The organism is Microbacterium sp. NPDC055988 (assembly GCF_042269505.1).
GTDB lineage: Bacteria > Actinomycetota > Actinomycetes > Actinomycetales > Microbacteriaceae > Microbacterium.
In genome coordinates this window covers 1,415,823-1,436,660 of sequence record NZ_JBHJXY010000001.1, presented here as the reverse complement: position 1 = coordinate 1,436,660, position 20,838 = coordinate 1,415,823, and the positions used below count along the sequence as shown (strand labels likewise).

Sequence of the window (20,838 nt, the reverse complement as noted above, 5' to 3'; positions counted from 1 at the left end):
CGCCCCGACATCACTCCTGCGTCAGGCGCACCGTCATCGTCGTGCCCATGGCCGTGACGTCGTAGGACAGTTCACCGTTCTCGAAAGTGAACGTCTTCGTGTCGTCGCCCGATGCGAGCATCGCCGAGTCGGTCTTGGTCTTGTCATTGACGGAGTCCCAGGTGAAAGAGGTCGAACCGTCTTCCGGAACCTCGACGGTGCCGGCCCAGTACAGCGACTTGGTGTCGGGCGCGTTCCAGAAGACCTCGATGGTGTCGGCCGTGATCGTTGCCGTCTGGAAGCTCTCCGGGTCGTTGGAATTGCTCTGCTTCCACTCACCGGTCAGGTCGACCGGCTGGGGCGCCTCTTCCTTCTGCTCCGACGATGACTGCGTGTCTTCCTTGGTTCCGTTCGACGCCGGCTCGCCGGCACACCCGACAGCTCCCACACCCAACAGCGCGAGGAGGGCGAGGGCGGACACGGTCTTGGCGGCAGCAGCGTTCATGGCTTCTTTCTGGGGAGGGAGTCGAGCGACGTCTGTGACGCTAGCAGACCCCCGGGGAGTACCTCGGTCGGGGTGCGTTCAGACCGCAGCGTCGGGCGCGCCCTGGTCCACGACCGCCGGCGTCCGATCCCGCTCAACCAGCATCCGCACCACCGTGCCGACGACGCCGATCACGAGCGCGACGACCACCGGGAGCCACACCTCGGCGAGCACCATCGGGAACACCTGCACCGCCGCCTGCGCCATCTCGGGCAGGTTGCCGTCGAGCACCCGCATGCCGAGCCCGTACTGGATCGCCGTGAACAGCGCGGGCAGAATCCACAGCGCGAGCAGCCCGACGACCCAGACCACGATCCGCCACGCCGGCCGCACCCCGCACCACACCAGCGCCGCACCCACGACGACCGCGGGCAGCCAGCGCAGCAAGTCCGGGAGGAACAACGGCGGGGATACCTCGCCCGTGACGGCCACGAAGAACCGGCTGATCCAGTTGCCGAAAGGCACCGCCGCGAGCACGACACCGAGCGCGACCACGCCGACCGAACGCCTCGACGTCATCCAGAACCCCAGCTGCGCGAGGAGAATCGCCGCGATCACACCGCCGAGGAGCCCGGCGAAGTAGAGCATCACCCGACTGTCTCCGCCGCGACCGAGCCCGAGCCCTCCGGCCAGGACGGCGAAGCTCTGCACCACCGCGATCACGTGCACGAGCAGCACCCCGAGCGCCGCCGGCCACAGCGCGACCGCGCGACGGCGCGCCACGAAATGCAGCGCGAACCCGGCGAAGACTCCGCCCAGCAGCAGCACCGAGAAGAGCAACGTGGCGAAGTACTGGCTCAGCGGCAGCAGCACGAACGGCATGTCCTCGGGCATCGTCGCCGCCGCCCACAGGTTCTGCAGCGGAAGCATCCCGCCGCCGATCAGCCAGGGCAGGATCCCCAGCACACCCCCGCCGACCCCGATCGCGAAGGGCAGGGCGCGAGCGCGCGCGGGCTGATCGGCAGCGGGCGATATTTCGGTCATGGGGAGACCCTGCCAGATGGAACCCGCCGCTCAGGGCAGGCGCGACCGAATTCACGAGCAGACGACGACCCCCGCCGTCCGTCGCTCCGCCCGCTGCTCAGACTTGACCGGGACGCCCATCCCTCGCCATCGCCTGCCGGTGCGACGTGAGAGCCGCACGCACGGCCGAGTAGATCACCAGCCACGTGATGAGGACGCCGATGAGGATCACGGCCGACCAGAACAGGATGATGAGGAGGATGCTGTCGCCGAACATGGCTTCAGGATGCCGCAGACCCACGGCACCTCGCGTCAGACTCCCCGCATCCGCTCCACTGCCGCGCGCACCAGGGCCGCATTCCCCGGCGCCGTGCTCCCATCGGGAAGCAGCAGCGTGTCTTCCAGGCCGATGCGCGCATCCAAGCCGAGCTCGACCGCGAGGTCGAACAACGGCCACGTCGACCCCTCCTCGCCGTGCAACAGCACCGGCAGCTCAGGCTCCTCGAGCGACACGTGCGCGATCATCCCCTCGGCGTGCTCGCGAACGGTCTCGGCGGGCTCATCCGGCAGCTCGATCAGAACGCGCAGGCACTGTGCACGCACGGGCGAGCGCTTCCACACCTCGAAGCCCGCCGCATCCCACAGCCCCGCTTCGACCACGACACCTCGCCGCAGCAGCAGGGCCGCCACCTCGTCGGCACCGGATTCATGCCAGTTGACGGATGCGTGGTCGGGCAACTCGGTCCACGACTCGATCGCGGCCAGGCGACGCTCGACATCGGGCTCGGCCCACTCGCCGGTCGTCACCCCGACCGGAACACCCGGCGCCGCTTGACGCACCGCCGCGACCCATCGCGCGACATCGTCGGCCGCCAGGCTGTCGCGCCCGGCCGCATCCTTCGGATGCACGTGCACCTCGCGGGCACCGGCGGCCACGGCCCGGGCGGCGTCGTCGGCGACCACGCCCTCATCCAGGCTCAGCCACGGATGCTCCGCCGGATCCCTGGCGCCGTTGACACATGCCTGCAACAGCATCCGCCGCTCGGATCCGGCTACGGGTGTGGATTCGAGCGGCACGCTCATCCGATCAGGTCTCGCGGGTGCCGCTCGTACGCGCTCTCATCCTTCGACGGCCCCTCTTCGGTGCGCACCGTGTGGGCTACCTGCCGCGCCATCGCCGCACCACGACCGGCTTTCGCCGCCTCGGCCTCGGTCTCGAAGCTCGCGCCCAGCGTCTGCGATTCACCCTCGATGCGGTTGAACCAGATGCCATTGCGATGGAACGTCTCGATATCACCTGCGGCCATGCGGGATCCCTTCTCTCGCCTCCCTTTCTACGACAGACGACCGACACGGCAGAGCCCCTTGACACCCTCCGCGGAGGTGTCCGACCCGGGCCGCTCAGCCGCCGTGGCCGGCGCGCCGCACGGCATCGCCCATCGCCGCGAACGCCTCTTCGAGGATCGGGCGCGGAGTCGCGAACACGATCCGGACGAAGCCCTCGGCACCCCGCCCGAGCAGCCGACCCTCGGTGAGCACGACCCCGGCCTGCTCGCGGAAGAACTCCGCCGGCGGCCCTGGGATATCGAGCGCACGGGTGTCGATCCAGCCGATGTAGGTCGCCTCGGGCACCCGGTACGCAGCGCCGGGGAGATGCTCCGCGACCAGAGTCGAGAGCTCCCGCCGCGACCCGTCGAGGTAGTCGATCACGTCCGACAGCCAGGGCTTGCCCGCACGATACGCGGCCGTCGAGGCGACGACTCCGAGGGTCGAAGCCCCGTGCTGCACCGCGAACCCGAACCGCTTGTACAGCTGCTGATCCGTCTCGTTCGAGGTGATGAGCTGTGCGGTCTTCAGCCCGGGGATGTTCCACGCCTTCGACGCGCTCGTGCCGGTCACCGTGTGCGCGGCCGTCGCCTCCGACACCGACGCATACGGCACGAACGGCGCGCCGTCGTAGCGCAGCGGCGCGTGGATCTCGTCGGCGAACACCCGGCCGCCGTGCCGCTCGACGATCTCGGCGATGGCCTCGAGCTCCAAGCGGCCGACGATCGTTCCGGTCGGGTTATGCGGGTTGCACAGCACGAGCGTCCTGGCACCGGCGGCGAACGCCTCATCGATGCGCTGCAGGTCGTGCTGCCAGCGTCCGTCGACCTCCACACCCGGAACCTCGATCACCGGATGCCCGATCGCCGGCAGATATGTCAGAAACGGCATATAGGCCGGAGTCGGCACGATCACCGGCGATCCTGCGGGTGCATACTCCTGCACCGCGACCCCGAGAGCCGCCATCACATCGGAGACCGGATGCACACGCTCCGGGTCGACCGCCCAGCCGTACTCCCCCTGCATCCACTCGGCGGTGGCCTCACCCAGCTCTGCGGCCTGCGGCGGAGAGAGGTATCCGAGGTTCTCGTCGTCGACCGCCCGGTGCAGCGCCTCGGCGATCTCGGGCGCGACCCCGAAGTCCATCTCCGCCACCCACGCTCCGATGCGACCGGGGTGCAGACTCCACTTCCGGCTCTGCGGCCTGTCGAGGAAGAGGCGGGTGCGTTCGTCGAACGGATGCGGTGAGGTGTGCGCGGTCATCGTCGTGGTTTCCGGCGGCTCAGCCGACGGCGTTCGTACAGGACGGGCGCAGGGCGCGGATTCCGGGCACGGGAGACTCCAATTCACAGCGGGGTCCATCCAATCTACGGACGGTCCGGCGCGGTCGCACCTCGCGTTTCCGTGCGTGACGGGTTGGCATTGCTCGGCCCGCGTGCACAACTCCTCAGCAACGGTCGGGTTGCGCCCGAAATCAGCGCCGGCAGCCCGTTCCGGCCGAGATTCGGAGGAGTTATGCACGCGCCGCCGGGGTGAGCGCCGCCGACACGGTTCATAACTCAGGAAGTTCGTGCCGACTCCGGCCCGAACCCTCAACAAAGCGGCCTCGCCGGCAGGTTCTTCCTGAGTTGTGCGCGCACCGCGGCGGACGCCCCGGGCAGCACCCCGGAAGGACGACCCGCTGGTAACGTTCCCTAGAATCGCAGGCACGACACTCCGGAGGGCAGGATGAGCGAACGCACGCGCCGCCCGACCGTCAAAGAGGTCGCGATCCGAGCAGGCGTCAGCCCCATGACCGTCTCGCGCACGCTCTCGGGCGGACTCAACGTCAAACCCGACGTGCAGCAGCGCGTCATGGAAGCCGTCGCCGAACTCGGCTACCACCGCAACGAGAACGCCCGCAGCATCCGCCCCGGCCACAGCAGCGGACTCATCGGCGTCGCGATCACCAACATCGCCAACCCGTACTACAGCACCTTCGCGCTCGGCGTTGAAGAGGAAGCCGCGCTCACCGGCCGCCGCATCCTGCTCGGCAACACATCGGAGGATGCCGTGCGCGAGGCCGACCTGGTCGGCGACTTCCTCGGCCGCCGCGTCGACGGACTCATCGTGGTCCCGGCCGGCCCCACCTCGGCCCACCTCGCACACTCGCAGAACCAGGGCGTGCCCGTCGTGCTCGCCTCGCGCCGCATCGACGGACTCGCGGTCGACAGCGTCGTGCTCGCCGACGACGACGGCGCCTACCGCGGCACGATCGCGCTCATCGACCACGGCCACACCCGCATCGGCTACCTCGGCAACGCCCTGTCGATCTTCACCGGTGAACGCCGATTCGCCGGCTACGTGCGTGCACTCGAGGAACGCGGGCTCGCCGTCGACCCGCACATCGTCGCTGCCAACCAGCAGACCGTCGATCAGGCCCGCGAAGCCACGCGCGCACTGCTCGGTGCCGAGCATCCGCCCACCGCCATCTTCTGCGCCAACAACCGCAACGCCATCGGCGCGCTCAAGGAGATCAGCACGCAGCTCGACGCCGGACTGCGGACGCCCGCCGGCTTCCCGGAGATCATGAGCTTCGACGACTTCGAGCTGGCCGAACTCTCGCCAGTGCCGATCAGCGTGATCGACCACGACCCCCGCGAGCTCGGCCGCACCGCCACGCGCCTGCTGCTCGACCGCCTCGACGGAGGGGACCGGGACACCGCGCCGCGCGAGGTCGAGCTGCCGGTGTCGCTCCGCAGCGTGCGCTGACCCGCCGCCCGGGTGCGGGTGGGGTGACGACTCGCGGCGTGGTCGGGTCGACCGGGACGCGGGACATCGGTCGGGAGTTCGGACACCTGTCAGGATCACGTCCACCTGTCGGGAGTTCGGACACCTGTCGGGAGAATCACCGCAAGAAGGCCGTGCACTCGGCAGAACTCCCGATATCCGTCCGGTGTTGACACCCCCACCCCTCGTTGATAACGTTACCAATCATCGACGAGGCAGTCGATGAGGCGACGAGGAGGCCGGATGGAGCTGTGCATCGATTTCGGGGGCACCGAGATCAAGCTCGCCGTGATCGACGGCAGCCGTGTCGTCGCGTCGAGCAGCATCCCGGTCGTCGGCAGCCCGGCTGACCTGTCCGCCGCCGCCGCCGAAGCGCGCCGGCTCCTGGCCGAGACCAACCTCGCCGAGACCGGCCTCGCCGAGACCGGCCGAACCGCGGATGCCGTCGCCATCGCCGTCCCCGGAGTCGTCGACCCGGGCACCGGGCGGATGCTGCACGCCAACGCCAAGTACGACTTCCTCGAAGGCCTCGACCTGACCGCCTGGGCGCTCGCCGAGTTCGGCCTCCCCGCCGTGGTCGAGAACGACGCCAGGGCGGCCCTGATCGGCGAGACCTCGACCGGCAGCGCGGCCGGCGAGCGCAACGCGGTGCTCGTCACCCTCGGCACCGGAATCGGCACCGCGGCCCTGATCGACGGCACGCCCCTGCGCGGACGCTCCGGGCACGCCGGCATCCTCGGCGGGCATCTCACGGTCGACCTCGACGGGCCGGTCTGCCCGTGCGGGAACATCGGATGCGGCGAGGCCCTTGCGAGCACGTGGGCGCTCCCCGACGGCATCACCATGGCCGAGGTCTTCACGACCGACGCACGCCCCGGCATCCGCGACCGCTTCCTGCACGTGTGGGGCGCCGTGGTCACCTCACTCGTGCACTCGTACGACCCGGCGGTGGTGATCCTGTCCGGCGGGATCCTGCGCGCGGGCGACGCTGTGCGCACCCCGATCGAAGCCCACGTCCGCGCACACCTCTGGCCCTCGATGACGCCGCCGCGCTTCGTCGTCCCGCCCGAGCCCGAACTCTCCGTCGCCCGCGGACTCAGCATCCTCGCCCGCGCCGCGACTTCACCGCCCTCGAGCCGGCACCACACACGTCAACCGGCAGACACCGCCACACCGCAGGAGGAACAGTGACCACCCCGATCAGCGACATGCACGAAGGGCACACCACCCGAGGTCGCTACGACACCCAGCCCACCGTGGCGCTCCCCGCGGGCGAGCGCATCCTCCGCGGCGCCGAGGGCTGGACCGCCGCCGCCGAACTCGCCGAGGCCTGCGCCCGCGTGACCGGCACCGCCCCGGTGCTGCTGGTGGACGCCTACCCGGGAGTCGACGTCCCCGCTCTCACGACCGCCGTGCGCGCGGCCCTGCCGGACTGGACCGTCGTCGACGTCGAGACCGCCGCACGCCCGGTCGCCGAGGTCGAGCAGCTGATCGCCCCGAATCTCACCGACGACCGCGTCTTCGGCGTGATGAGCCACTTCACCCTGACCGACTTCTACGACGCCGCGAAGCTCGACGCCCTCGCAGGCAGCATCGCGCAGAACCCGACCGTCGTGATCGGCTGGGGCTCCGAGCTCCTCCGCCCCCGACTCGACGGTGCCGCAGCGACCGTGCTCGTCGACATGGCCCGCTGGGAGATCCAGCTCCGCCAGCGCAAGGGCGCCACGAACTGGCGCGCCGACAACGCCGCGGAAGACAATCTGCGCAAGTACAAGCGCGGCTTCTTCGTCGAATGGCGCGTCGCCGACCGCCACAAGCGCAGCCTGTTCGACACGGTCGACTTCGTGCTCGACGGCAACGCGATCGCCCCGGCCGAACAGCATCCGGACTCCCCCGAAGCCGGCATGATCACCGGCACCGCTTTCCGCCAGGCGCTGAAGGATGCCGCGCACCGGCCGTTCCGCGTCGTGCCGTTCTTCGACCCCGGAGTCTGGGGCGGGCAGTGGATGAAGAACCTCATCGGCCTCGACCCCTCGAAGGACAACTACGCGTGGTGCTTCGACTGCGTGCCCGAGGAGAACTCGCTGCTGCTGGAGGGAGAGGGCGGCGTGATCGAGATCCCTGCCCTCGACCTGGTCTTCCGCCGCCCGGTCGACCTGCTCGGCGCGAAGACGTTCTCGCGCTTCGGCGCCGAGTTCCCGATCCGCTTCGACTTCCTCGACACGATGGACGGCGGCAACCTCAGCCTGCAGGTGCACCCGCTGACCGACTACATCCAGAACACGTTCGGCATGCACTACACGCAGGACGAGAGCTACTACATGCTCGACGTCGGCGACGACGCGGTGGTCTACCTCGGCACCAAGGAGGGCATCGACCGCGCCGAGATGCTGCAGGATCTGGCGACGGCGCAGGACGGCGAGCATCCGTTCCCGGCCGACAAGTACGTCAACTCCTTCCCGGCCCGCAAGCACGATCACTTCGCCATCCCGGCCGGCACCGTGCACTGCTCGGGCGCGAACTCGATGGTGCTGGAGATCTCGGCCACGCCGTTCATCTTCACCTTCAAGCTCTGGGACTGGGGCCGCGTCGGACTCGACGGCATCCCCCGCCCCGTGCACCTCGACCACGGCGCCCGCAACATCCAGTGGGACCGCGACACGACCTGGGTGGGCGACAACCTCCTCGACCAGGTCGAGACCATCCGCACCGACGGCGACGTGATCGAGGAGAGCACGGGCCTGCACGAGCTCGAGTTCATCGAGGTGCGCCGGCACTGGTTCGCAGAGGGTGCCGACCACGACACGGACGGCACGGTCAACGTGCTCAACCTGGTCGAGGGGGATGAGGTGCAGGTCGTCAGCCCGACCGGCGCCTTCGAGCCCTTCGTCATCCACTACGCCGAGACGTTCATCGTCCCGGCCGCGGTGGGTGCGTACCGGATCGAGCGCACGGAGAACTCGCGCAGCGCCCGCTTCGCGACCGTCAAGGCGTACGTGCGCGGCTCGCGCACGAGCGACAACTGAACACAGCAACCCGAATGCAGCACCCGCAATGACGCAGCACCCGCGAGGATCCCGAAAGGGAATCCCTTGCACCGCACTCATCACCTTGGTAGCGTGAAACCAGATTTCTGGTAACGATACCAAACGAACAAGGGAGTTCTGAATGATTTCGCGACGCACGATCGCCGCTGCCGCGGCCGGTCTCCTCCTCGGCACTCTGGCTCTGGCCGGATGCTCCGGCGACTCCGGATCCGGAGACGCCGGCGAGGTGACCGGCACGCTCAACTTCTACACCGACAAGGCGGCGTGGAAGCCCGACTTCGAGTCGCTCAACGAGGTCAGCGGCGAGGCCGTCGACATCACCCTCAAGACCACCGGCTACTCGGACGCGAACCAGTACGACGCCTTCATCAAGCAGTCGTTCCGCACCGACAAGTCGCCGGGCCTGTTCACGTGGCACACCGGCGACTCGCTCAAGCAGCTGGTCGACGAGGGCCTGGTGGCCGAGACCACCGACATCTGGACCAAGGCCGTCGACGAGGGCTGGGTGAGCGAAGACCTGCGCGACAGCTACACGTTCGACGACAAGCAGTACTGCGTGCCGATGAACATCGCCTACTGGATCATGTTCTACAACAAGGCCGCCTTCGCCGACAACGGCATCGAGGTGCCCACCAGCTGGGACGAGCTGAACGACGCCGCCGAGACGCTGAAGGATGCCGGGGTCACCCCGTACTACCAGACCAGCGTGCTCTTCACCTTCCAGTGGTTCCAGCACCTGGTCGCCTCGACCGACCCCGACCTGTACGCCGGGCTCACCACGGGCGACGTCAAGTACACCGACCCCGAGATCGTCGACGTCATGAACGTGTGGCTCGAAGAGCAGGAGGCCGGCTGGTTCAGCGACGCGGGCAGCACCACCGACCCCGCGGTCGGCCTCAAGCAGGGCGACTACGCAATGATCAACTTCGGCACGTTCTTCGCGGGCAACCTCGAAGGCGCGGGCATGACCACCGACGACTACGGGATGTTCGCGATCCCGGCCGTCAGCGACGACCTCGACGCCACCCCGGTCGCCGTCGAGTCGGGCCCGATCTGCACGGCCGAGAACTCGAAGCAGCGCGACCTCGGACTCGCCTACGCCGAATGGTGGATGTCGCCCGACGCGCAGACCGCCTGGAACGACGCCCACGGCGACGTGGCGTTCAACCCGAAGGCGAAGGTGTCCGACCCCGCGCTCGCCGAGCTCGGCACCGAGATCGCCGGCGACGACTACATGCTGTACGACCGGTTCTTCGAGGCCATGCCGACCGAGATCGTGACCACCGCGATCGAGCAGTTCGGCGCCTTCAACGCCAACCCCGGCGACCCGATGCCGTTCCTGGAGAAGATCCAGGCCACGGCTGACAAGTACTGGGCAGAGCAGGAGTAAGCACCGGATGGCGCATCAGAAGTCGCCGTACCAGTGGTCCGCCCGGGGCTTCATCGCCCCGGGCGTGATCCTGGTCGCGGTCCTGCTCTACCTCCCCCTGCTGTGGACGGTCTTCCTCAGCTTCACGCAGTACAACGGCCTCGGCAGCCCCGACTGGATCGGGCTCGACAACTACGTCGAGATGTTCACCGACGGCGACTTCGTGGGCTCGGCGATGAACACCGTGCTCTGGGTGATCGGCACCCTGATCATCCCGGTCGGCATCGGCCTGGCGATCGCGCTGCTCACCTGGAACCTCGGCGGCGGCATCTGGCTTCGCCTCCCCTTCCTCATCCCCTACGCCCTCTCCGGCATCGGCGTCGGCGTGGTGTGGTCGTTCATCCTCTCCTCGGGCGGAGCGCTCGACCAGGCCCTCGCCGCGTTCGGCGTGACCGACCCGCCGCGGTGGCTGCTGGATGCTCCGCTCAACACGATCGTCATGATCATCGCCTCGTCGTGGCAGGGCGTCGGCGTGAACGCGCTGCTGTTCACCATCGGCCTGCAGGCCATCCCGAAGGAGCCGCTCGAGGCCGCCCGCATCGACGGCGCCGGCGGCGTGCGCCTGTTCACCAGCATCCTCTGGCCGATGCTCCGCCCGCTCACGGCCGTGGTCGTCGGACTCTCGATCGTCGCGAGCCTGAAGACCTTCGACATCGTCTGGGGCATGACCAAGGGCGGACCGGGCACCGTCTCGGAGACCCTCGCGCTGACGATGTACAAGGAGACGTTCGTGAACAGCGACTACGGACTCGGCTCGGCGATCGCGGTGTTCCTCACCGTCATCACCCTGGTCGCGTCGGTGCTGTACCTGCGTCAGCAGCTCTCCCCGAAGAAGGAGATGTGATGTCGAAGATCATCCGCACCGCCGTGCTCGTCATCCTCGGACTCGTGTGGCTGCTGCCCGCGTACCTCCTCGTCGTGAACGCGATGAAGGACCCGATGACCTTCACCTCGAAAGAGTCGTGGATCCCCACCGACTTCCACCTGTTCCAGAACTTCGCCGACGCGTTCGAGCTGTCGGGCCTCGGCGACAGCATCCTCAGCACCCTGATCTACTCGATCGTCTCGCCGACCATCGCCGTGCTCGTGGGGGCCGCGGCCGGGTACGCGATCGTGGCCCTGCGGCTCAAGCGCGGCTTCCTGTGGTTCGTCGTGATCTTCGGCGGCACCGTGTTCCCGCTGCAGATGGTGCTGCTGCCGCTGTTCGACGCCTACTCGCGCATCGGACTCTTCGACACCCGCGTGGGCATGGTGATCATCTACACGGTGATCTCGATCCCGTTCTCGGCCTTCGTGATGCGCAACTTCTTCACCGGCGTCGCGCACAACGTGTTCGAGGCCGCGGTGCTCGACGGCGCCACCACCTGGCGCATCTTCGTGCGGCTGTACCTGCCGATGGCGTCGAGCGCGCTGGTCGCGATCTTCATCCTGCAGGCCACGTTCGTGTGGAACGACCTGCTGCTCGGCCTCACGCTCAGCCAGTCCGACGACATCCGCCCCATCATCACGACCCTGTCCGGCATGCAGAGCACCTACGGCGGCGCGCAGATGTCGGTCGTGCTCGCCGCGGCCGTGCTCGTCTCGCTCCCCACCGTGGTGCTGTTCCTCTGCACCCAGCGGTTCTTCGCCAAGGGCCTCGCGCTCGGCCAGTACTGACCCTCTCTCCCGCCCCTCGAAAGGCATCATGCATCCGCTCATCCCCACCGTCGAGGACCTCGCCGCCGACGCCGTCACCCACCATTACGACGACATGATCGCGCCCACCGGCCTGACGAACATGTTCGGGACCGTGCGCGTCGATCACGACCTGACCGCGATCAGCGCGGTGCAGTTCCCGCCCGTGTCGCAGGGACTCACGCAGACCGCGGTGCTGTTCGTCGACGGACGGCTGTTCGCCTCGTACGGCGTGCCCGTGACACACGAGTGGCGGGCGGATCGGGTGGTGCGGCGCGCCACCGTCGGCGAGCTCGAGATCGAGACCACGACGGTGTGCGTGCCGGGGAAGACGGCGGTGGCGATCGACATCGCGGTGCGGAACACCGGATCGCAGGATCGGGAGGTACGGATCGGGCTCTCGGCCGCGGCACGGGTCACGCGCTCGCAGGAGGCCTGGCTCGACGCGGAGTCGCCCTCGGAGCGCGACACCGCGACCGTCGACGGCGAGCGCCTGGTGTTCTCGTCGGCGGATGCCGCGGCCTGGAGCGTGCAGGGGATCGCCGGCGGATCATCGGCGCTGAGCGGAGTGGCCGACCTTCCCGAGGCGTTCGATACGGGCATAGGCGGGAACGGCCGCGGCGGCGAGCTGTCGGTGGCGCTCGCCGTTCCGGGCGGGGGCGTCGCGCGCACGGCCTACGTGCAGGCGGTCGGGATCTCCGAGGACGATGCGGCGCGCGCGTACGACGCCATCGCCGCGGATGTGCCCGGTGCCGTCGCTGCGGCCGAGGAGTTCTGGAACCGGCAGCTGCACGCCGCCTTCGACCCCGACGACGGAGAGTTCTCCGGCGCGCTGCCGGTGCTGGAGACGGCATCCGCGCCGCTCCGCCGCCTGTACTGGTGGGCGGTGCTGGGCGTGATCTGGTTCCGCCGCGACTTCGCCGGGAACGTGCTCGGCCGCTCGTACGACACCCTCATGCCGAACTACTGGGGCACCACCACGTTCATCTGGGACTACAGCCTGAGCTCCGTCAGCCACGCGCTGCTCGACCCCGCCGAGATGCGCAACCAGGTGCGGCACTGGATCTCGCTCGACATCCACTCGCACTTCGGCACCTCCTCGCTCACCGGCGGGCCGGTCGGCCGCTGGTACTCCGTGAACGACTACGCCATGACCCGGCTCGTGCACGACTACGTGCGCTTCACCGGCGACACCGCGTTCCTCGACGAGATCGTCGGCGATCAGACCGTCGCCGCGTCGGTGCGGCAGTGGGCGATGGCATGGAAGGACTTACGCCGAGGCACCGCCCTGGCCGATTACGGGGAGATCGACAACCTGCTCGAGTGCGTGAGCTCGTACACGCACGAGGTCGCGAGCCTGAACGCCGCGAACGTGTGGAGCATGCGGACGGCCGCCTCCCTCGCCGACCTGCAGGGCGACGCGTCGGGCGGTGCGGAGCTGCGCGCCGAGGCCGACGCCCTGCTCCCGGCTGTGATCGAGCGCTACATCCCGGGTCAGGGCATCTTCGCCGCCGGACAACCCGACGGCACGCAGCTGCCGGTGCGGCACTGCTACGACTTCAGCGTGGTCGGCACGACCGTGGCCGACGACCTCGCGCCGAGCATCCGCGACGAGATGGTCTCGTTCTTCCAGCGCGAGCTGCAGACCGACAACTGGATGCGCGCGCTCTCGCCGTGGGATCCCGACGCCAGCTACAGTCCCCGCCCCGACCACCAGTGGAACGGCGCCTACCCCGCCTGGCCCGCGGATGCCGGCCGCGCGCTGGCCGCCCTCGGTGCCCCCGAGGTGCTCACGTCGTGGGTCGAAGGGTTGTCGCGCACGGCGAACCAGGGCCCGATGGGGCAGGCGCACTTCGTCGAGGAGGCCGTGCCCGGGATCAACGGCGGCGCACGAAAGGCCCCGCCGCAGTTGCCGTACATCATCGACTGGTCGTGCTCGTCGTCGGGCGCCTGGGTCGAGCTCGTGATCGAGGCCCTCTTCGGCGTCTCGGTCACGACCGACGGCTCGGTGCGCGCGGCCGGCTGTGTCGCCGCACTCGACCCGCATGCGGTGCTGCGCGGGCTGCGGGTGGGCGAGAAGACCTACGACATCGACGCCTCGGGAGGGATCGCCGAGACCGCCGGGCGCTGAGCACGACCGCCGGAGCACTGCACGAACCGCAGGACCACGCTGTACCCACACGAACACGAAGGAGTGATCGAGATGAGAAGACGCATGATCGCGGCGGGTCTCGCCGCCGCATCCCTCTGCGCCGGAGCCCTGTTCGCCGCCCCGGCGAGCGCGACGGTTCCGGCCGGGGGCGGACATGGCGGCGGACACGGCGACGGCCAGTGCTCGCTGGTCGACAAGACGCTCACGGCGACATCGAGCGTGAACCAGAACCTGACCGAGACCTTCACGACCTACGGGAACACCGGCGGGGAGTGGACCGGCGGCGACAGCACCTACTCGATGCCGCTCGGCAAGGGGAAGACCGGCTGGTTCTTCTCGGACACGTTCCTCGGCACCGTGAACCCCGACGGGTCGCGCCCGACCGACTCGCCCTTCGTGAACAACTCCGTCGTGGTGCAGGAGCGCCGCGGCGACCTCACGACCATCACGGGCGGCACCCCCGAGGATCCGGCCGGCATCATCCCGCCCGAGCCCGACGGCAAGTGGTACTGGATCGGCGACCCGACGCCCGGCCGACACGGCACCGTGCAGGTGCCGCTGCTGCAGTTCGCGCGCACCGGCACCGGGCAGTGGGACTTCGCGTGGACCGCGAACCGGCTCGCCACGCTCGACGGGCAGACGCTGCAGCTGGAGGGCATCGTGGATCTGCCCTCGGCCACCGGCATCAATTGGGGTTCGTGGACGCTGGAGGAGCGCGGCACGACCTACATCTACGGCATCGCCGACCCCGGTGGCGTGCGCTCGGCGTACGTCGCGAAGGTGCAGGGCAAAGACGGCCTCAAGGGCACGTGGACGTACTGGAACGGCACGAGCTGGGTGGCGGACGAGGCGGATGCCGTGCCCGTGGTGCCCTACGTGGCCAACGAGTTCAGCGTCGCCCCCTTCCGCGACGGCTACCTGCTGGTGACGCAGGACACGTCCGAGCTGTTCAGCACCCGCATCGTCGCGCGCACCTCGTGCTCGCCGACGGGTCCGTTCACCGACCCGGTCGAGCTGTACCGCACGCCCGAGACCGGGGCGCTCGGCAGCTACGGAGACCCCGACGTGTTCACCTACAACGCGCACGAGCATCCGAATCTGCGTCAGGGCAACCGCGTCCTCGTCTCCTACAACGTGAACACGTTCGACAACGTGGGTGACGTGTACGACGACGCCTCGATCTACCGGCCGCGGTTCATCGACGTGCAGCTGAAGGTCACCGGATGACGGATGATCGCGCGGCGCTCCGGGGGCTGCTCGCCTCCGGAGCGCCGGTCACCTGGGTATTCGCGGGCGACTCGATCACCCACGGCCTCATCCACACCCGCGGTGCCCGCAACTACGTCGATCACCTGCACGAGCTGATCCGCGGCGATGCCGGGCGGGTGCAGGATGCCGTGATCAACACCGCGATCACGGGGTGGCGGGCCGACCTGATCCTCGGGGACTTCGACCGTCGCGTGGCGCACTGGCGGCCCGACGTGGTGACGCTCATGATCGGCACGAACGACTGTACGACGGAGTGGCTCGACCCCGTGATCGAGGTGTCGGCGTTCGCGGATTCGATCGCGGAGTTCGTGCGGCGGGTGCGGGCGGGCGGTGCGGTGCCGGTGCTGCAGACACCGCCGACCGTCGACCTGCTGCACGCGCCCGACCGCGCCCGCATCGGGGAGTTCGCCCAGGCCATCCGGGATGTGGCCGCGCGGGACGGCGCGGTGGTCGTGGACCAGTTCGCCGCGTTCGCGGAGTTCTCGGCGGGGACGGGGCCGGGCAACGACGGCATGCCGTGGGGCCTGCTCGACGACGCGTTCCACCCGAGCGCGGCGGGGCACGCCCTGCTCGCGCTCGAGTGGGCCGAGGTGGTCGGGGTCGGGGGCGACTCCGGCTCGCCCGTGCTCGCGGATCTCGCGGCCCGGGTGGCGGTCGCGCGGCATCCGCCGTGGCCTCCCGCGTGACGGTCGGCGCGCGGCCGCGTGCGTGATGCCGTCCCGGCCCTCTGCGTCCGACCCGGCCCCTTGCGTGCGCACGCAAGGGGCCGGGTCGATCGGAAGGGGGTGGTTCGGCAGTGGGGTCAGCCGGCCTGCACGTCGAGCACCCAGGTCACACCGAAACGGTCGGTGAGCATCCCGAACCCCGCCGACCACGCCGAGGCCGCGAGCGGCTCGATGACCGTCGCACCGTCGGCCAGACCGTCCCAGTAGCCGCGGATCTCGTCGAGCGAGTCCGCCCGCAGCGACTGGAAGAACGTCCGGTCGGTGATCGTCGCGCCGTTCTCCCGGCGTGTGGTGCCGGCGGTCGCCGACGGGTCCGGGTCGTCCAGTCCCGGGATGTCGTACGCCATCAGGCGGAGGCCGTCCGACTCGATCTGCCCGAACACGATCTTGTCGAAGCCGGGCACCCCTTCCGGCATGCCGAACTGCCCGTAGGTCGCGGCGGTGACCTCGCCTCCGAAGACGGACCGGTAGAACTCGAGCGCCTGCCGAGCTGTGCCGCGGAAGTTCAGGTGGGTCGTGGTGGTGATGCTCATGAGATGTCTCCTTCTCGTGCGGCCCGCCGTTCGAACCGCCTGAGTGCAACGATCACAGGGGTAGCGGTCAGTTTCTGTCCTCTCCCTCGGGCAGACTGAATCCCATGACCGGAAGCTCGTCGCGCATGCTCGCGCTGCTGTCGCTGCTGCAGACACCGCGCGACTGGCCGGGCCACGTGCTCGCCGAACGCTTGGAGGTCAGCCCGCGCACCGTGCGCCGCGACGTCGATCGGCTGCGCGAGCTCGGCTACCGGATCGGCGCGATCAAGGGCCCCGACGGCGGCTACCGTCTCGCGGCCGGATCCGAGCTGCCGCCGCTGCTGTTCGACGACGACCAGGCGGTGGCGATCGCGGTGGCGCTGCAGACCGTCCCCTCCAGCGGCATCGACATCGAGGAGGGCGCGGCGCGGGCACTCGCCACCGTGCGGCAGGTCATGCCCTCCCGGCTACGGCACCGTGTCGACGGCATCCGCTTCACGGGTGCCGCTGCCGATGTGCGCGTCGATCCGGCGGTGCTCGAAGCGGCGAGCGCAGCCGTGCGCGATCGACAGGTGCTGCGCTTCGACTACGGCTCCGACCGCGATCGCCCGGCCCGACGCACCGAGCCGCACGCGGTGGTCGCCCGCGAAGGCCGCTGGTACCTGCTCGCGTGGGACCTGGATGCCGCGGACTGGCGCACCTTCCGGCTGGATCGGATGCAGCCGCGCATCCCCACCGGACCGACGTTCACCCCACGCACGCTGCCGGCGGCGGATGCCGAGACCTATCTCGCCGCGCGGGCGAAGGGGGCGGCGGCCGAGGACCGTTGGCCGTGCGTCGGCGAGGTCGTGGTCGAACTCCCGGCGCGTGAGGTCGCTCCCTGGGTCGGCGTCGGCGAGGTGGAGGAGGTCGCCGACGGTTCGTGCCGGATCACGATCGGCTCCTGGTCGTGGGTCGGGGTGCTCGCCGCGGTCGCCCGGTTCGATGCGCCGTTCACGGTGGTGGGCCCGGCGGCGCTGCGCGCGGCCGCCGGGATGCTAGCGGGGCGGTTCGCGGCAGCGGGCGACTAGTCCTCCTGAACCGCCCATTCGTAGGAGGTATCCCCATATCCCGGAACAACGTCCATGATCGGGTGGCCACATCACCTTCCCGTTCGCTTGAATGGCCCGATGACGAAGGATTTGCCGGAAGACGAACCAGCCGACGAGAAGATGCGACGGCTGGTGATGGACGGAGTCACCTCGGGCCACGGGTCCGAGGTGGATCACGCGTATTTCGATCGGCTTCGAACCCAGACACTCCCGACCAAGAGCGGGCCTCTCACCAACGCTCCGGTTCTCGACACGATGCCGACCGCGGAGGTCCTCCGAGACCTCCGCGCGGACAGCGTGTGATCTACCTCGACGCCTCGGCGCGGTGAAGGCACTCGTCCATGAAGCAGAGACCTCGGCGATCGTCGCTGCCTTCGGCGCCGGAGCGGAATTCGTCGCCTCCCGCCTCCTCGCCGTCGAGCTGCACGCCGTGGCAGATCGACGTTCCCTCGATCACGGGAGCGCTGATGACCTGCTCGATCGAGTCGCGCTCGTCTCCCTCGACGATGACACGATGGCCCGCGCCATCCGCCTCCGCAGCGGCCTGCGCACTCTCGATGCCCTGCACCTGGCAACGGCGATCGAACTGAGCGACGTGGTCACGTCAGTTCTCACCTATGACAACGAACTCGCGGCGGCGGCACGCGCGCATGGGCTGCCTCTCGCTGACCTCTCGTGAGCGCAGCGCGGTCGCCCTCCGAACGGAAGGCCTCGCGGGAGAGCCGCCTCACCCGCGCCGGTAGACTGAGCATGCCCCGCCGGCCCCTTCCTTTGGAGTGCGCGTGACCACCGCCCCTGCACCTTCCCACCAGCACGTCCCCGACTCCGTCGAGAACGCGATCGCGACGCCCGAGAAGGAGCAGCCGTACGCGGCCCTCGGACTCAAGCCCGACGAGTACGAGCGCATCAAGGAGATCCTCGGCCGCCGCCCCACGTCGGGCGAGCTGGCGATGTACTCCGTCATGTGGTCGGAGCACTGCTCGTACAAGTCGTCGAAGAACTACCTGCGCCGCTTCGGCCAGAAGGTCTCCGACGAGATGAAGGAACGCCTCATGGTGGGCATGGGCCAGAACGCGGGCGTCGTCGACGTCGGCGAGGGCTGGGCCGTCACCTTCAAGGCCGAGTCGCACAACCACCCGTCCTTCATCGAGCCCTTCCAGGGCGCGGCGACCGGCGTCGGCGGCATCGTCCGCGACATCATCTCGATGGGCGCTCGCCCGGTCGCGGTCATGGACGCCCTGCGCTTCGGTGCGGTCGACCACCCCGACACCGCCCGCGTCGTGCACGGCGTGACCAGCGGCATCAGCTTCTACGGCAACTGCCTGGGCCTGCCGAACATCGGTGGCGAGACGGTCTTCGACTCGGTCTACCAAGCCAACCCGCTCGTGAACGCGCTCGCGGTGGGCGTGCTGCGCCACGAAGACCTCAAGCTCGCCAACGCGACCGGCGTCGGCAACAAGGTCGTCCTCTTCGGTGCGCGCACGGGTGGCGACGGCATCGGCGGCGCCAGCATCCTGGCCTCCGACTCCTTCGACTCGACCGGCCCGACCAAGCGCCCCGCCGTGCAGGTGGGTGACCCGTTCGCCGAGAAGGTGCTCATCGAGTGCTGCCTCGAGCTGTACCGCGGCGAGCTCGTCGAGGCGATCCAGGACCTGGGTGCCGCCGGCATATCGTGCGCGACCAGCGAACTCGCGGCCAACGGCAACAGCGGCATGAAGGTCTCGCTCGACAACGTGCTGCTGCGCGACCCCACGCTCACGGCCGAGGAGATCCTCATGTCGGAGTCGCAGGAGCGCATGATGGCGATCGTCGCGCCCGAGAAGCTCGACGCCTTCCTCGAGGTCGTGAACAAGTGGGAGGTCGAGACCTCCGTGCTCGGCGAGGTCACCGGCGACGGGCGCCTCATCATCGACTGGCAGGGCGAGCGCATCGTCGACGTCGACCCCTCGACCGTCGCGGTCGACGGCCCCGTCTACGACCGTCCGGTCGCCTACCCGACCTGGATCGACGCGCTGCAGGCGGATGCCGCCGAGAACCTGCCCCGCGCGAACGACCCGGAAACGCTGCGCGAGCAGTTCCTCGCCCTCGTCGCCTCCCCGAACCTGGCCGACACGAGCTGGATCACCAACCAGTACGACTACTACGTGCTCGGCAACACGGCCCTGAGCTTCCCCGACGATGCCGGCATGATCCGCGTCGACGAGGAGTCGGGTCTCGGCTTCGCGATCTCGACCGACGCCAACGGCCGGTACTGCCAGCTCGACCCGTACGCGGGTGCGCAGCTCGCCCTGGCCGAGGCATACCGCAACGTCGCCGTCACCGGCGCCGTGCCCACGGCCATCACCGACTGCCTGAACTTCGGTTCTCCCGAGAACCCCGAGGTCATGTGGCAGTTCGGTCAGACGGTCGACGGCCTGGCCGACGGCTGCTACGAGCTCGGCACCCCGGTCACCGGCGGCAACGTCTCGTTCTACAACCAGACCGGCGACGTACCGATCCACCCGACCCCGCTGGTCGGCGTGCTCGGCATCATCGACGACGTCTCGCGCCGCATCCCCTCCGGATGGCAGGACGAGGGTCAGAACATCTACCTGCTCGGCACCACCTCGACCGAGCTCTCGGGTTCGGCCTGGGCCGACGTCGTGCACCACCACCTCGGCGGACTGCCGCCCAAGGTCGATCTCGCCGGCGAGAAGCGCCTCGCGGGTCTGCTCTCCGCCGCCCGTGACGAGTGGCTCATCTCGTCGGCGCACGACGTCTCCGAAGGCGGCCTCGCGCAGGCTCTCGCCGAGGGTGTCATGCGCTTCGGTGTCGGCGCGCGCGTCTGGCTGAACGAGATCATCGAGAGCAACGGAGTGGATGCCGCATCCGCCCTGTTCTCCGAGTCGACCGGCCGCGTGATCGTGACTGTGCCGCGTGAGGACGACGTGAAGTTCCGCGGCCTGTGCGAGGGACGCGACTACCCGGTGATGCGCATCGGCGTGACCGACACCGAGGGCGCGAAGCTCGAGGTGCAGGACGTCTTCACCGTCTCGATCGCCGAACTGCGCGAGCGCTCGCAGGCCACGCTCCCCTCGTACTTCGGCCCGACGGTCACGGAGGTCAGCGCATGAGCGACGTGAGCCGGCAGAACCCGAACGAGGAGGACTACGGCGACCTCGGCGAGAAGCGCAACCGGCGCATCCGCATCGTCGCCTGGACCGTGATCATCGCGCTCATCCTCGGCGGTGGCGGCGCGACCGTGATCACGCTCATCCTGGGCTGAGCGCCGCGGCGGGCGTAGTTGGCCGAGGACGGCGCGGCTGGAGTCGCACGGGCGAGGCGCGTCGCCTCCGTCGGCAAAATGCAGTTCCCGCGG

Annotated in this window: 21 protein-coding genes; 14 read left to right on the top strand and 7 right to left on the bottom strand. The window is 69.3% G+C overall.

Annotated features, from left to right (window positions below; all coding sequences use genetic code 11):
* Positions 1-10: 10 nt before the first annotated feature.
* From ACFC14_RS07015 to ACFC14_RS06990, 6 genes are all read right to left on the bottom strand, one after another.
* On the bottom strand, positions 11-484 hold the full coding sequence (locus ACFC14_RS07015; protein ID WP_136041825.1) for a hypothetical protein: 474 nt from the start codon (positions 482-484) through the stop codon (positions 11-13).
* A 78-nt stretch (positions 485-562) separates the two neighbouring features.
* Positions 563-1,507 (bottom strand): hypothetical protein, encoded by a 945-nt coding sequence (locus tag ACFC14_RS07010; RefSeq protein WP_376102210.1) that lies wholly within the window; start codon positions 1,505-1,507, stop codon positions 563-565.
* A gap of 97 nt (positions 1,508-1,604) precedes the next feature.
* Complete coding sequence (locus tag ACFC14_RS07005; protein ID WP_156027153.1) at positions 1,605-1,763, bottom strand: hypothetical protein; 159 nt, start codon at positions 1,761-1,763, stop codon at positions 1,605-1,607.
* 35 nt (positions 1,764-1,798) lie between these two features.
* Positions 1,799-2,569 (bottom strand): 3-keto-5-aminohexanoate cleavage protein, encoded by a 771-nt coding sequence (locus tag ACFC14_RS07000; RefSeq protein WP_376102207.1) that lies wholly within the window; start codon positions 2,567-2,569, stop codon positions 1,799-1,801.
* Positions 2,566-2,793: a hypothetical protein gene (locus ACFC14_RS06995; protein ID WP_376102204.1), complete on the bottom strand. Its 228-nt coding sequence runs from the start codon at positions 2,791-2,793 to the stop codon at positions 2,566-2,568. The genes ACFC14_RS07000 and ACFC14_RS06995 overlap by 4 nt, the downstream gene beginning before the upstream one ends.
* Positions 2,794-2,887: 94 nt before the next feature.
* A complete protein-coding gene (locus tag ACFC14_RS06990; protein ID WP_376102201.1) occupies positions 2,888-4,075 on the bottom strand; it encodes a MalY/PatB family protein in 1,188 nt (395 codons plus the stop codon).
* 465 nt (positions 4,076-4,540) lie between these two features.
* Between ACFC14_RS06990 and ACFC14_RS06985 the strand changes: the two genes are divergently transcribed.
* The 9 genes from ACFC14_RS06985 (at position 4,541) to ACFC14_RS06945 (ending at position 15,838) form a co-directional block, all read left to right on the top strand.
* Positions 4,541-5,563, top strand: a complete 1,023-nt coding sequence (locus ACFC14_RS06985) for a LacI family DNA-binding transcriptional regulator (protein ID WP_376102198.1) — start codon at positions 4,541-4,543, stop codon at positions 5,561-5,563.
* Positions 5,564-5,824: 261 nt separating this feature from the next.
* On the top strand, positions 5,825-6,772 hold the full coding sequence (locus ACFC14_RS06980; RefSeq protein WP_376102196.1) for an ROK family protein: 948 nt from the start codon (positions 5,825-5,827) through the stop codon (positions 6,770-6,772).
* Entirely contained in the window at positions 6,769-8,607 is a 1,839-nt protein-coding gene (locus ACFC14_RS06975) for a class I mannose-6-phosphate isomerase (RefSeq protein WP_376102194.1), read from the top strand. The genes ACFC14_RS06980 and ACFC14_RS06975 overlap by 4 nt, the downstream gene beginning before the upstream one ends.
* 142 nt (positions 8,608-8,749) lie before the next feature.
* On the top strand, positions 8,750-10,018 hold the full coding sequence (locus ACFC14_RS06970) for an ABC transporter substrate-binding protein (protein WP_376102191.1): 1,269 nt from the start codon (positions 8,750-8,752) through the stop codon (positions 10,016-10,018).
* Between the two features lie 7 nt (positions 10,019-10,025).
* Positions 10,026-10,901 (top strand): carbohydrate ABC transporter permease, encoded by an 876-nt coding sequence (locus ACFC14_RS06965; protein ID WP_376102188.1) that lies wholly within the window; start codon positions 10,026-10,028, stop codon positions 10,899-10,901.
* On the top strand, positions 10,901-11,713 hold the full coding sequence (locus ACFC14_RS06960) for a carbohydrate ABC transporter permease (RefSeq protein ID WP_136041817.1): 813 nt from the start codon (positions 10,901-10,903) through the stop codon (positions 11,711-11,713). The genes ACFC14_RS06965 and ACFC14_RS06960 overlap by 1 nt, the downstream gene beginning before the upstream one ends.
* A 28-nt stretch (positions 11,714-11,741) precedes the next feature.
* Positions 11,742-13,862: a hypothetical protein gene (locus tag ACFC14_RS06955; RefSeq protein ID WP_376102185.1), complete on the top strand. Its 2,121-nt coding sequence runs from the start codon at positions 11,742-11,744 to the stop codon at positions 13,860-13,862.
* A 72-nt stretch (positions 13,863-13,934) separates the two neighbouring features.
* Positions 13,935-15,110 carry a DUF4185 domain-containing protein gene (locus tag ACFC14_RS06950; RefSeq protein ID WP_376102183.1) on the top strand — a complete coding sequence of 392 codons (1,176 nt, stop codon included), beginning with the start codon at positions 13,935-13,937 and terminating at the stop codon, positions 15,108-15,110.
* Positions 15,107-15,838 (top strand): SGNH/GDSL hydrolase family protein, encoded by a 732-nt coding sequence (locus tag ACFC14_RS06945; protein ID WP_376102180.1) that lies wholly within the window; start codon positions 15,107-15,109, stop codon positions 15,836-15,838. The genes ACFC14_RS06950 and ACFC14_RS06945 overlap by 4 nt, the downstream gene beginning before the upstream one ends.
* Before the next feature lie 116 nt (positions 15,839-15,954).
* Here ACFC14_RS06945 and ACFC14_RS06940 read toward each other — a convergent pair whose 3' ends face one another.
* A complete protein-coding gene (locus ACFC14_RS06940; RefSeq protein WP_376102177.1) occupies positions 15,955-16,410 on the bottom strand; it encodes a VOC family protein in 456 nt (151 codons plus the stop codon).
* A gap of 104 nt (positions 16,411-16,514) precedes the next feature.
* On the opposite strand from ACFC14_RS06940, the gene ACFC14_RS06935 reads away from it, so the two are divergent.
* From ACFC14_RS06935 to ACFC14_RS06915, 5 genes are all read left to right on the top strand, one after another.
* On the top strand, positions 16,515-17,459 hold the full coding sequence (locus ACFC14_RS06935; protein ID WP_376102174.1) for a helix-turn-helix transcriptional regulator: 945 nt from the start codon (positions 16,515-16,517) through the stop codon (positions 17,457-17,459).
* 99 nt (positions 17,460-17,558) lie between these two features.
* A complete protein-coding gene (locus tag ACFC14_RS06930; protein ID WP_376102171.1) occupies positions 17,559-17,783 on the top strand; it encodes a hypothetical protein in 225 nt (74 codons plus the stop codon).
* Between the two features lie 22 nt (positions 17,784-17,805).
* Positions 17,806-18,159: a type II toxin-antitoxin system VapC family toxin gene (locus ACFC14_RS06925; RefSeq protein WP_376102168.1), complete on the top strand. Its 354-nt coding sequence runs from the start codon at positions 17,806-17,808 to the stop codon at positions 18,157-18,159.
* A 103-nt stretch (positions 18,160-18,262) separates the two neighbouring features.
* On the top strand, positions 18,263-20,593 hold the full coding sequence (purL, locus tag ACFC14_RS06920) for a phosphoribosylformylglycinamidine synthase subunit PurL (protein ID WP_376102165.1): 2,331 nt from the start codon (positions 18,263-18,265) through the stop codon (positions 20,591-20,593).
* On the top strand, positions 20,590-20,745 hold the full coding sequence (locus tag ACFC14_RS06915; RefSeq protein WP_167381597.1) for a hypothetical protein: 156 nt from the start codon (positions 20,590-20,592) through the stop codon (positions 20,743-20,745). Before purL ends, ACFC14_RS06915 begins: the two co-directional genes overlap by 4 nt.
* Positions 20,746-20,838 lie beyond the last annotated feature (93 nt).

Coding starts and splice junctions, on each gene's coding strand:
- ACFC14_RS07015 (WP_136041825.1), bottom strand. CDS start 484: ATGAACGCTGCTGCCGCCAAGACCGTGTCCGCCCTCGCCCTCCTCGCG.
- ACFC14_RS07010 (WP_376102210.1), bottom strand. CDS start 1,507: ATGACCGAAATATCGCCCGCTGCCGATCAGCCCGCGCGCGCTCGCGCC.
- ACFC14_RS07005 (WP_156027153.1), bottom strand. CDS start 1,763: ATGTTCGGCGACAGCATCCTCCTCATCATCCTGTTCTGGTCGGCCGTG.
- ACFC14_RS07000 (WP_376102207.1), bottom strand. CDS start 2,569: ATGAGCGTGCCGCTCGAATCCACACCCGTAGCCGGATCCGAGCGGCGG.
- ACFC14_RS06995 (WP_376102204.1), bottom strand. CDS start 2,793: ATGGCCGCAGGTGATATCGAGACGTTCCATCGCAATGGCATCTGGTTC.
- ACFC14_RS06990 (WP_376102201.1), bottom strand. CDS start 4,075: ATGACCGCGCACACCTCACCGCATCCGTTCGACGAACGCACCCGCCTC.
- ACFC14_RS06985 (WP_376102198.1), top strand. CDS start 4,541: ATGAGCGAACGCACGCGCCGCCCGACCGTCAAAGAGGTCGCGATCCGA.
- ACFC14_RS06980 (WP_376102196.1), top strand. CDS start 5,825: ATGGAGCTGTGCATCGATTTCGGGGGCACCGAGATCAAGCTCGCCGTG.
- ACFC14_RS06970 (WP_376102191.1), top strand. CDS start 8,750: ATGATTTCGCGACGCACGATCGCCGCTGCCGCGGCCGGTCTCCTCCTC.
- ACFC14_RS06965 (WP_376102188.1), top strand. CDS start 10,026: ATGGCGCATCAGAAGTCGCCGTACCAGTGGTCCGCCCGGGGCTTCATC.
- ACFC14_RS06960 (WP_136041817.1), top strand. CDS start 10,901: ATGTCGAAGATCATCCGCACCGCCGTGCTCGTCATCCTCGGACTCGTG.
- ACFC14_RS06955 (WP_376102185.1), top strand. CDS start 11,742: ATGCATCCGCTCATCCCCACCGTCGAGGACCTCGCCGCCGACGCCGTC.
- ACFC14_RS06950 (WP_376102183.1), top strand. CDS start 13,935: ATGAGAAGACGCATGATCGCGGCGGGTCTCGCCGCCGCATCCCTCTGC.
- ACFC14_RS06945 (WP_376102180.1), top strand. CDS start 15,107: ATGACGGATGATCGCGCGGCGCTCCGGGGGCTGCTCGCCTCCGGAGCG.
- ACFC14_RS06940 (WP_376102177.1), bottom strand. CDS start 16,410: ATGAGCATCACCACCACGACCCACCTGAACTTCCGCGGCACAGCTCGG.
- ACFC14_RS06935 (WP_376102174.1), top strand. CDS start 16,515: ATGACCGGAAGCTCGTCGCGCATGCTCGCGCTGCTGTCGCTGCTGCAG.
- ACFC14_RS06930 (WP_376102171.1), top strand. CDS start 17,559: ATGACGAAGGATTTGCCGGAAGACGAACCAGCCGACGAGAAGATGCGA.
- ACFC14_RS06915 (WP_167381597.1), top strand. CDS start 20,590: ATGAGCGACGTGAGCCGGCAGAACCCGAACGAGGAGGACTACGGCGAC.